Here is a 10,173-nt window from a genome sequence, read left to right as displayed (position 1 = left end):
CGATGAGAAACAGAGTCATGACTTGTTCTTCCGTTCAGTGGCCGAGTTGCTGTCACCCCACACCAGACGGATTTTCGGGGACGAAATCGAAACCCGAACCTTCAACCACACGATGGGTTATCTTTCTGGTGAAGGAAGCAAGATCCGGTTCCCCCATGATACCTGGGCAGATGTCCTCAAGGGCGCTGGCACTCTTAATCCGTTCCGTGCCGAAATCCAGACAATACACAAGGAGTTCAATGATACGGGCCTGTTTGAAAAACTCAAGAAAGAGGCTGTGCCAATTGTTTGGGAGACTGCCCTGAATCGATACAACAAGAGCCCCTCGCGGTTTAAGGAGACTTTGCTGGAGCTTGCTGACACCCTGTTCCGCAACTTCACACTAGGTGAGCTCACCGACCTGACGGTCGACTCTGACTTGGTTCTTGAAGTGGCAACTACCTATTCCCACCTCCCTATCGCTGCACTACTGGTTTCGAAAATCCAGGCCGTCAGACCTCAGCAGATAACGAAGATAATCAACGTCCAGGACACGGTAGGAGCTCCAACCAGTTTCGGTGGTGAGACCACCTATCCCCCATACGTGATTGAGGGACTTAATCTGATTTACAAGGATGGGCGCCTTATCACCACCTTGGCGTCCAAGGAATCAACCATGGATTCCGAAATCATGAGCAGTATGCTGACCGCAATCAATGATTTTGTTCGGGATTCCTTCCAAGCCGAAGGATTCCTGGGGTCGATAGACTATGGAGATTCAAAGATTGTTCTGGAGAAAGGACATGACATCATTCTTACCGCATCAGTGTACGGGGAAGTGACTCGCGACCTGAGATCCCGCATGGCGAACTTGGTAAAAGATATAGAAGATGAATACGGTAGCCTCTTAGAGGGGTGGAGTGGAGATACTAATCAGTTTGATGACGTTGGAGAGATGCTGAGTGTATTTATGCAAACAACTGAGGGAGTTACGAGGGTAATGATTGATGATTATCTTTCCATGCAGGAAGTTCGTTTGAGAAGTGACTGGGCAATGGAGGGGGAATTAATTCGTGTTCAAGTTCAAATAAACAATTATTCTTCAGCTAATATCAACGATGTAATACTGGGCCTCGAGTACGACAAGTCTCAACTCGCGCTCGAAAAAGTTGAACCTGATTTTGAGTTTGACAGCCTGAAAGTAAAGATTGGAAACATTGGTGGTAACCGTGAAAACAGGTTCAAACTTTTCTTGGAACCCCTTGCGGATAGTAATTTATCGCTCTTGGCAAGGCTTGACTACACGAATCCCCGGAATGAGGGTGCCCGGATTTCATCGCCGTTACTGGATAATGTGACTCTTGATAAAAGTGGTTCTGAAGATGAAGAAACGGAACCCGAAGATGGTGTTGATTTTATGGACGAAATATCCAAGAAACTTGGTGAAATATAACTGTGGCGATTGGTGCGGGTGCCGGAATTTGAATCCGAGTTCTCAGCTTGGCAAGCTGAAGTGATACCAGGCTACACCACACCCGCACGGCCCGCGCCACGCCCGGCGGGATAAAAAGGCTGCCCAAGCCGCTTTAGTCCGGGGCTGGGTGGCGCGGCGATGTCCTCGTCAGAAACGGACGCAGATGGCGTTGCCGGGACGCTCGCCGGAACGGCCGCCGCTGGCGATGCCGTGTCGCCTAGCGGGTGGTGGAGCCATCGCTGGCCGCTGCTGGGGCTGGCGGGCTGTTTCGTCGTGGCTCAGCTGCTGGCGATGGCGCTGGTACCTAGCTTCGACGCGGCCGAGATGCAGGCGTTCGAAGACCCGGACGACCCGGTCAACTCGGGACTCTATATCGTGCTGATTCTGGTTTTCACCGCCTTCGTGCTGTGGCTGGTGCGGCGCGGACTGCAGAACCTGCTGCAGGTGATTTTTATGGGCGCTGTGGGGATGACCTTCGTCTATGTATTCTACCCTCTTTTTCTCGAGCTCGGCTTCGCACCGGCTGGTGCGTGGCTCGCCGGTATTGCGCTGGCGGTCCAGCTTACCTTCCTGCTGCTGACGTTCCCTGAGTGGTACGTCATCAACACCTGCGGGGTGCTGATTTCGGCCGGCGCGGCAGCCATCTTTGGCATTTCGTTCGGGCTGGTCCCGGCGCTGCTGTTGCTCGTGGGGCTGGCAATCTACGACGCGTGGGCGGTCTACCGCACCGGTCACATGGTTGACCTGGCCGACACGGTGATGGAGCTGCGGCTGCCAATCCTGCTGGTGATGCCGAAGACGCGGGGCTACTCGTTCCTGAAGCAGCGCAGTCTGCAGGCGCAGCTTGTTTCGGGCGAGGAGCGCGAGGCGATGTTCATGGGGCTGGGTGACATCGTGATTCCCGGCGTACTGGCCGTTTCCGCCAAGGCGACCCTTGGCTGGGGAGTCGGCCTGGGCGCATTGCTGGGTGGGCTGGCCGGCTTCGCGGTGCTGATGCACTTCGTGCTCGGCGGCCGCCCGCAGGCGGGGCTGCCGTTGCTCAATGGCGGCGCCATCCTGGGCTGGGCACTCGCCGCTTTCCTGCTGACCGGCAGTCTGGGACTGTAGCGTGGCGGCGGTCCCGGTCCCGGGCGAGCCTGCGCTGCACCTGCCTGACGAGCAAATGCTGGTCGTGGCGGATTTGCATTACGGTGTCGAGGCGGAGCTGTTGCGGGGCGGAGTGTGGGTTCCCAACCGCGCTCGCCAGCGCACCGAGCGGCTGCTGGCGCTGGTCGCGCAAGTGGGCGCCGAGCGGCTGCTGCTGCTGGGCGACGTGAAGCATCAGGTGCCGCACTCGAGCCACCAGCAGCGGCGCGACCTGCGGCGCATGTTCGCCGCGCTGGGTGAGGCGGTGCAGGTCGAGGTGGTGCCGGGCAACCACGACGGGGGGCTGCGCGAACTCGCACCGGGCAGCGTGCGTTTCCATCCAGTGCAGGGCACCACCATCGGCGACGTGGGACTGCACCACGGCCACGCCTGGCCCATGCCCGAAGTGGTCGCGTGCCGGCAAGTGGTCGCGGGGCACAACCATCCAGCTATCGCCTTCCGGGACCGCGTCGAGAAGCTGCACACCGCGCCCTGCTGGCTGCGCATTCCGCTGCTCGCGGGCGAACGCTACGACAGGGTGGGCGAGGAGCTGGTTATCATCCCTGCCTTCGGCGAACTGGCGGGCCGCACGATGAACCGCGAGCCGCTGACTGGTTTCGGCCCGCTGCTGCGCAACGGCTACGGCGATTTGCCGGCGGCGAGGGTCGAGTCGCTCGACGGCTTGGATTTCGGCGAATTGCGCCATCTGATGGACTTGCGGCTGGAGCGATGAAGCTCGACCCGCGACTGTATGCTGCGCTCGAGGCTCGCGGGCTGGCGGAGCCGACCCCGGCGCAATCGGCGGCATGGCCGCCGATTGCTGCCGGGAAACACACGCTGCTGATTGCCCCGACGGGCGTCGGCAAGACCGAGGCGGCGGTCGTGCCGCTGCTCGACGGCATGCTGCGCGAGCCGATGCAGCCGATTTCAGTGCTTTACATCACCCCGTTGCGGTCGCTCAATCGCGACATGTTGCGCCGACTTCAGGGCTTTGGAGAGGAGCTGCAAATCCCGGTCGCGGTGCGGCACGGAGATACTTCGCAGAAGGAGCGCAATCGACAGTCACGCCACCCCGCGCAACTGCTGGTAACGACGCCCGAAACGCTGCAAATCATGCTCTCGGGCAAACGGCTGCGCACCTATCTGACGCAGGTGCGCGCCGTCGTGATTGATGAGGTGCACGAGCTGGCATCGAGCGAGCGCGGAGCGCAACTTTCGCTGGCGCTCGAGCGGCTGGCGCTGCTGGCGGGCGAGTTCCAGCGCATCGGGTTGAGCGCGACCGTCGGCACCCCCGGGGAAGTGGCTGGCTTTCTGGGTGGCGACCGCACGGTCGAAATCATCGCGCCGGCGATTGTGCGGAAGATGGACCTGCAGGTGGTCTCGCCGCAGCCCGATGACGCGGACGAAACGTTGTCGGCCGAGCTCTACTGGGAGCCTCAGCGGATTGCGGCGCTGCGCTACTGTGCCGAGGCCGCTGCCGGACGGCCAACGCTGCTCTTCGTCAACACGCGCGACACTTCCGAGGCGCTGGGCGTGCGCTGGCGCATGTGGCAACCCGACGCCGCAATCACGGTGCACCACGGCTCGCTCTCGCGCGACGTGCGCATCGAGGCCGAGGAGGGTTACCGCACCGGCGACATCAGCACGCTCATCTGCACTTCTTCGCTCGAGCTCGGTATCGACGTCGGCAACACCGAGCTGGTATTGCAGTATAATTCCCCGCGCGACCCGTCGCGGCTGAGCCAGCGGCTCGGCCGTTCGGGGCACCGGCTACGCGCGACCGCCATCGGTCGCGTCGTCGCCAGCGAGCCGGTCGAGCTGCTCGAGGCGGCCGTCGTCGCACGGCGCACGCTGGCGGGCGAACTCGAGCCGTCACGCATTCGCGAGGCGCCGCTCGCGGTGCTCGCCAATCAGCTCATCGCGTGGACCGTCTGCGACAAATCGGTAGACCGCCAGGCGATGCTCGGGGCTGCGCGCCGGGCGTGGCCGTTCCGCGAACTACGGGGCGCGCAGCTGGACGAGCTGCTGGCGCTGCTCGACCAGCTGCATCAGGCGCGACCCGCGGAGCGCAACGTGCGGCAGGGACCGCGCGCGCTCAAGTATTTCCACGGCAACCTGTCGCTCATCCCCGACGAGAAGACGATGTCGGTGCGCGACATCTCGACGCGTCGGCTCATCGGGCGACTCGACGAACGTTTCATCCTGAACTTGGCGTCGGGCGAGCGCATTATCTTCCGCGGTGCGGCATGGGAAGTACTCGAAATCGAGGAGGAGGTCATGGTTGCTCCGGCATCGGCGCTGGGGGAACTGCCGCGCTGGATTGGTGAGGATATCCCGGTGCCGCAGTCGGTCGCCCGCGAGGCGGTGCAGCGGCTGGAAGCGGGTGACTGGGAGGGGCTGCCGCTTACTCCTGAGGCGCGCGAAGCGCTGGAAGAATTCCGAACATCTGTATTTAAAGACGGTGAACCGCCCGCGCCCGGCCGCATGACGCTTGAGCGGCACGAGCGGCTGCTGGTGCTGACGCACGCTGGCGGGACGCGGCTCAACCGCACGCTGGGGATGGTGCTGGCGTCGCTACTGACTTCACGGGCGGGCGAGGCGTGTGGTTTCCAGAGCGACCCCTACCGCATTATCCTGGACCTGCCGGCGCGGCTGCGCGCGCGGGATGTGGAGCAGACCGTGCGCGCGCTGCGCCCCGGGCTGGGACCGTTGCTGCGGCTCGCCGTGCGGGGTTCCCCGGCGCTGGGACCGCAGCTGCTGCACGTCGCGCGCAAGATGGGTGCGATTGCTCCCGACGCGGACGTGGGGCGCTTCGGGCTGCGGCGGCTGCTGGCGGCCTACAGTGATACGCCGCTCTACCGCGAGGCGGTCGAGCGGCTGCTGTTCCACCAGCTCGATGAGCCGGGGCTCGAGGCGCTGGCAACTGCGCTGGCGGACGGCAAGCTCGAAATCGTCGCGTCCGCAGCAACGCCCTTTGGGGCTGGCGCGCTGGAGCCGTATCGCGACCTGCTCAAGCCACCGCGTCCCGGCAGCGCCATTCTGGCGGCGGTCGAGCGGAGGCTGCGCCGCACCGTACTGCGACTCGAATGCCTGGCGTGCGACAACTCCCGCCGCCGTCGCAGTAGCGACATCACCGTGGGCGAATTGCGCTGTCCGAAATGCAGCGGGCAGATGGTCGCGCTGCTCCATCCGCTCGAGGTGGAGCGCGGCGTCCCGCTGCGGCAGCGCGAGCGGTCTGCATCGCTGGCGCGCACGCATGGCCCGCGTGCAGCGCTGGTGCTGGCGGGCCGGGGTGTAGGCCCCGCGACCGCAGGCCGCATCCTGCGGCGGCAGCTCCCCGACGACCAATTGGTGCAGGCGGTGATGGAGGCCGAAATTACCTACGCGCGCACGCGCCGCTTCTGGGACTGAGTTAATACCGGAGGGCTGGTGCCCGTTACCCATGCCCGAAGCCAGCCACCCTGCTTCTCTCTGGCTGCCACCAATGCCGTTCATCTATGGCAGCTGCATGTTGCTTTTCTTGCTTGATATTCACCTGCTGCCACGGATTTTCGTAGGCTTTGGTGCTATCGAGCCTGAGTATCGTCCTCTGGAACAGGCCACACGATTGGCCTACCTACTGGTGGCAATGCTGGCATGGCTTGATCTTCGGCTGGGTGATAGCAACGGGGAGAATCGCTCGCGTAGCGTGGGTTGGCTGTTACTTTCCCTTGGCCTAGTAATGGTACTCTTGGAAAACAATTGGGATCTCACCCTTCGTGAAACGTTACTTGGGCGGCTTGTTTTTGCAGTGCTGCTTGGCGCAGTACTGGTTTGGCTATCTTGGCTTACGCTCTACTGGGGATGGCGAATGCCAACTCTCTATTGCCTCGTGGTAGCGCTTCTGGCGCTGGGACAGGTGGCCGACACTTTTCACGATGGTCAGGGCGGGAGACTACTGGAGAATCCGGCGGTCCGCGCTGTTGGTACATCCCCTGGTCTGGAGGAGACCAGTGAGCTGCTCGCGGCCTGGGTGCTTTTTCACGCAGCCTGGCTCTGGCACTGCCGACAGTCCGTGGCCATCCGGTTCTGGCGCACGGCGGTGGGTGCCCGGCTGGTGGGGGGACTTCTGCTTTTAGGGATGGGCAACGGTTTCTTGGCCTTCACGCGGGAAGGGCATGGCGGACACTTCATTTCCAATGAAATGGCGATACTAGGTTTCCTGCTGATGGTCATAGGCGTTTGGGTGGCGTGGAGACAGCTAAAGCAGCCCGTTACGCAGTCCCACCCAGACGTAGACACCTAACGCTCTAGCAGCAGCCGTCACCTACGCCAGCCCACGCCGTTTCTGGGACTGACACTAAAAACAGGGCGCCGCTTGCAACGCCATGGAGGGTCGCAGTTGGCTGCAGGCATGGCTGGCGCTGCTGCTGGTACTGTTCCTGCTCTCTGTCAGTTGGCGTAACCTGCCCGAGGAGCAGTCGCAGGCACAATATAGCCGTCCGATCTATGAATATGCACACAACGGCGAAGCTGCATCCGTCACAGGTGGGCACGTCTATCACGGCGCAGCGGTACCGTCACTCGCCGGCAAGTACATTTTCGGAGACTACACTTACGGCAGGATATGGGCGCTCGAGCGCACTGACGGCGGCCCGCAGGTCGAGCTGCTCATAGATTCGCTGGAGGACCCGGCGTGGGAGGCACGGCTCTCTGCCAGCGCATTCGGCATTGATGATGCCGGTGAGCTTTATGTGGCCGATCGTGGCGGCAGCATATGGCGTTTTACCGAGGCCAACGGAACTCTAGCTCTAGTGGACACGTTTCCGGGGTTGGAGTTCGTGAACCCTGTCGGCCTTGCAGCCACGGGTGACGGCCGGCTCTGTATTGTCGAGCAGCCCGGCCGTGTTATCTGTCCGCACGACGGCAACGCCACGGTCTTGCTCGACATTCGTGAAACGGTAAACGACGGCGACTGGGAACAGGGTCTCCTCGGGCTGGCGTTCCATCCCGGCTTCGCGGAGAACGGTCGCTTCTTTGTCACTTACACCACGTATGAAGATGGTGCCCTGCGGCTGGCCGAGTTCAGCGCCAGTGCCAACATGACCGGGGCCCGCAATCATGCCAACTTGAGCAGTCAGCGGGTGCTGCTCAAGGTGGCGCAACCCTATCCCAACCATAACGGCGGCCACCTGGAATTCGGCCCCGACGGCTATCTCTTTTTGGGGCTCGGTGACGGCGGCAAGTACAGCGACGCCTTCGCCAACGCGCAAAACCTGGAAACATTGAAGGGGTCGCTGCTACGGCTCGATATCGACGAGGGCGACCCATATGGAATCCCGGATGACAACCCCTTCGCTGATGGTGGAGGCCGCCCTGAAATTTGGGCGTATGGCTTCCGCAACCCCTGGAAGTTCAGTTTCGACCCAGCGACAAGCGAGTTATGGCTGGGTGACGTAGGGCAGGATGAGTGGGAGGAGATTAACATTGTTGAGCGTGGCGGCAACTACGGCTGGGCCTACTACGAGGGGATGCACTGCTATGAATCACCTTTCGAATTTTACGACGGCTGGGACTGCTCTGGGCTTGACCTACAGGCAGAACGTGCATGGCTCTGGGAACGGGTGCTGCTCAACCCTCTGGCGCTGCTGCTGCTCGGTGGGAGCCTGTTCATCGCGCGCCGACTGGGGCAGCAGCCGTAGCGCTGCTTATTCGAGGCCCAGCTCGCGCCGGTCGACGATGACGTAGTTCTTGCGCTGCAGGTTGGTCAGGTAGCCGTACCAGTAGACCAGCATGCCGTGGCCGTAAAGCTCGACATACTGGGAAACTTGCCCGCGGTGGTTCTTGCGGTGGATATAGTCGTCGCCGAAGCTCGCCTTGGATTCGACCCAGTGGTATTCGTCGCCATGCCACACCAGCGGCTGCAGCAGCAGGAAGTCAGGCGTCTTGCCCTCGACAGTTCCCTGCCGCAGGTCGTTCTCGGTGAAGTATTCCAGCTTTTGCCCGTCGAGCCACACTGCCAGCCGGTCCTCACGGCGGTCGCCCTCGGCCGCCTGCTTGTTGTGCGAGATGGGAGTGTAGAGTTCGTCGCGCGTGGTCACATCCTCGAGCTCTTTCCGCAGTCGCTCGTCCTTGACCAGCTTCAGGTTCTTCAGCATTTCCTTGGTGCGCTTCTTGGAGTTGCGCATTTCCATTAGCAGGAAGTTGGCGAGCAGCACCGGCGGAAAGTCCAGTTCGAGCGCCAGGTCGCCGATGGAAACTCCCGTCTTCCAGCGCTCCAGGTGCTTGCGGGCGCGGTCCTTGACGCGGTAATGGTTCTTGATTGACTTGCGTTGCAGGAACTGCGAGCGAATGGCGCGCACGGCATCGTACGGTTGCTCGAACTTGCCGGCCACTTCCTCGACACCGGTATGCACACCATAGCCGCGATGCCGGTCCAGCTCCCTGAGAATTTCCCGGTAAACCTTCTCTTCCACGGCCGGGCAGGGCGGGTCGCTAAAAAGGCAGGGGGCGCTGGCGCGGTATGGAACGGCTGGCGCAGCTGCGCGAAGCGATGGCGGCCGCCGGGCTGGCGCTGCTGGCGCTGGTTCCCGGCCCCAACCTGCGCTACCTGACGGGGCTGCAGTTCCACCTCAGCGAGCGGCCGCTGGTGCTCCTTGTCCCGCACCGCCGCCGGCCGGTACTGGTGCTGCCGGAGCTGGAGCGCTCCCGCGCCGATGCGCTGGAGTGTGACATCGTGACCTATTCCGATGCTACCGGCCCCGCCAGCGCGTTCGAGACGGCGGCAGCTTCACTGCCGCCGGGCCGGCTCGGCGTCGAAGGGCGCAGCCTGCGCTTCATGGAGCTGGAGCTGCTGGCGCAGGCGGGAATTGGCGACGAGCGGATTGACGCCAGCGCGACGCTGGCACAGCTGCGGATGCGCAAGTCTGCCGCAGAGCTGGAGAAAATGGAGCGCGCGGTCGCGCTGGCCGAAGCCGCCTTCCGCGAAGTGCAGCCCGGCATCGCCGGCGGCATGCGCGAGTGCGAGCTGGCGGCGGCGCTGGTGCAGGCGCTCTACGAGGCGGGCTCCGAGCCGGAACTGCCGTTCGCCCCCATCATCGCCAGCGGCCCCAACGGCGCCAGCCCGCACCACTTCCCGGGCGACCGGAAGCTGGCGCGGGGTGACCTGCTGATTGTCGACTGGGGCGCAACCCACGCTGGATATTTTTCGGACATCACGCGCACGTTCGTGGTTGCCGCCGAGCCGACGCAGGCGCAGCTCGCGGCGCACGAGGCGGTGCGCGCCGCCGCGCGGGCGGCGCGCACACTGGCCGCGCCCGGCATCCTCGCCAGTGAGGTGGATGCGGCGGCGCGCAACGCCCTCAGTGAGGCGGGCTACGGCGAGTTCTTCATCCACCGCACCGGCCACGGGCTGGGGCTCGAGGTTCACGAAGAGCCATATATAAATCAGGGAGCGAGCATTGCGCTTGAGCCCGGGATGACTTTCACGGTTGAGCCGGGCGTCTACATCCCGACCCTCGGTGGCATCAGGATTGAGGACGATATGGTCATTACGCTGGGTGGCAGCCGCAGCCTCACCAGCCTGCCGCGCGACCTGCTAATCATCGGGTGAGTTT

The 10,173-nt window shown here is 62.9% G+C and carries 8 protein-coding genes and 1 tRNA gene; 7 read left to right on the top strand and 2 right to left on the bottom strand.

The annotated features are described in order from the left end of the window. A partial coding sequence (locus QGG57_04780) for a hypothetical protein (protein MDP7007482.1) occupies nt 1-1,432 on the top strand: 1,432 nt, incomplete at its 5' end. A 10-nt stretch (nt 1,433-1,442) separates the two neighbouring features. Here the strand turns inward: QGG57_04780 and QGG57_04775 are convergent. Further along, nucleotides 1,443-1,518: transfer RNA gene (locus QGG57_04775), tRNA-Gly, on the bottom strand. A 73-nt stretch (nt 1,519-1,591) separates the two neighbouring features. Here QGG57_04775 and QGG57_04770 point away from each other — a divergent pair. The 5 genes from QGG57_04770 to QGG57_04750 all read left to right on the top strand — a co-directional run bounded on the left by QGG57_04770 (nt 1,592) and on the right by QGG57_04750 (nt 8,259). Continuing rightward, nucleotides 1,592-2,560: a presenilin family intramembrane aspartyl protease PSH gene (locus tag QGG57_04770; GenBank protein MDP7007481.1), complete on the top strand. Its 969-nt coding sequence runs from the start codon at nt 1,592-1,594 to the stop codon at nt 2,558-2,560. Nucleotide 2,561: 1 nt separating this feature from the next. Further along, nucleotides 2,562-3,311 (top strand): metallophosphoesterase, encoded by a 750-nt coding sequence (locus tag QGG57_04765; protein ID MDP7007480.1) that lies wholly within the window; start codon nt 2,562-2,564, stop codon nt 3,309-3,311. Further along, on the top strand, nt 3,308-5,989 hold the full coding sequence (locus tag QGG57_04760; protein MDP7007479.1) for a DEAD/DEAH box helicase: 2,682 nt from the start codon (nt 3,308-3,310) through the stop codon (nt 5,987-5,989). Before QGG57_04765 ends, QGG57_04760 begins: the two co-directional genes overlap by 4 nt. Nucleotides 5,990-6,020: 31 nt before the next feature. Next, on the top strand, nt 6,021-6,863 hold the full coding sequence (locus QGG57_04755; protein ID MDP7007478.1) for a hypothetical protein: 843 nt from the start codon (nt 6,021-6,023) through the stop codon (nt 6,861-6,863). An 82-nt stretch (nt 6,864-6,945) separates the two neighbouring features. Next, entirely contained in the window at nt 6,946-8,259 is a 1,314-nt protein-coding gene (locus QGG57_04750; protein MDP7007477.1) for a PQQ-dependent sugar dehydrogenase, read from the top strand. 6 nt (nt 8,260-8,265) lie between these two features. On the opposite strand, the gene QGG57_04745 is transcribed toward QGG57_04750, so the two are convergent. Next, nucleotides 8,266-9,033 carry a TPD domain-containing protein gene (locus QGG57_04745; protein ID MDP7007476.1) on the bottom strand — a complete coding sequence of 256 codons (768 nt, stop codon included), beginning with the start codon at nt 9,031-9,033 and terminating at the stop codon, nt 8,266-8,268. 47 nt (nt 9,034-9,080) lie between these two features. Between QGG57_04745 and QGG57_04740 the strand changes: the two genes are divergently transcribed. Next, nucleotides 9,081-10,169, top strand: a complete 1,089-nt coding sequence (locus tag QGG57_04740; protein ID MDP7007475.1) for a Xaa-Pro peptidase family protein — start codon at nt 9,081-9,083, stop codon at nt 10,167-10,169. Nucleotides 10,170-10,173 lie beyond the last annotated feature (4 nt).

Source organism: Candidatus Poseidoniia archaeon (genome assembly GCA_030748895.1).
Taxonomy (GTDB): domain Archaea; phylum Thermoplasmatota; class Poseidoniia; order MGIII; family CG-Epi1; genus UBA8886.
This window is presented reverse-complemented; position numbering and strand designations above follow the sequence as displayed.

Bases quoted from the DNA above. Each gene is read 5' to 3' on its own strand.
- QGG57_04740 (MDP7007475.1), top strand. From the start codon at position 9,081: ATGGAACGGCTGGCGCAGCTGCGCGAAGCGATGGCGGCCGCCGGGCTG.
- QGG57_04750 (MDP7007477.1), top strand. From the start codon at position 6,946: ATGGAGGGTCGCAGTTGGCTGCAGGCATGGCTGGCGCTGCTGCTGGTA.
- QGG57_04760 (MDP7007479.1), top strand. From the start codon at position 3,308: ATGAAGCTCGACCCGCGACTGTATGCTGCGCTCGAGGCTCGCGGGCTG.
- QGG57_04755 (MDP7007478.1), top strand. From the start codon at position 6,021: ATGCCCGAAGCCAGCCACCCTGCTTCTCTCTGGCTGCCACCAATGCCG.
- QGG57_04770 (MDP7007481.1), top strand. From the start codon at position 1,592: ATGTCCTCGTCAGAAACGGACGCAGATGGCGTTGCCGGGACGCTCGCC.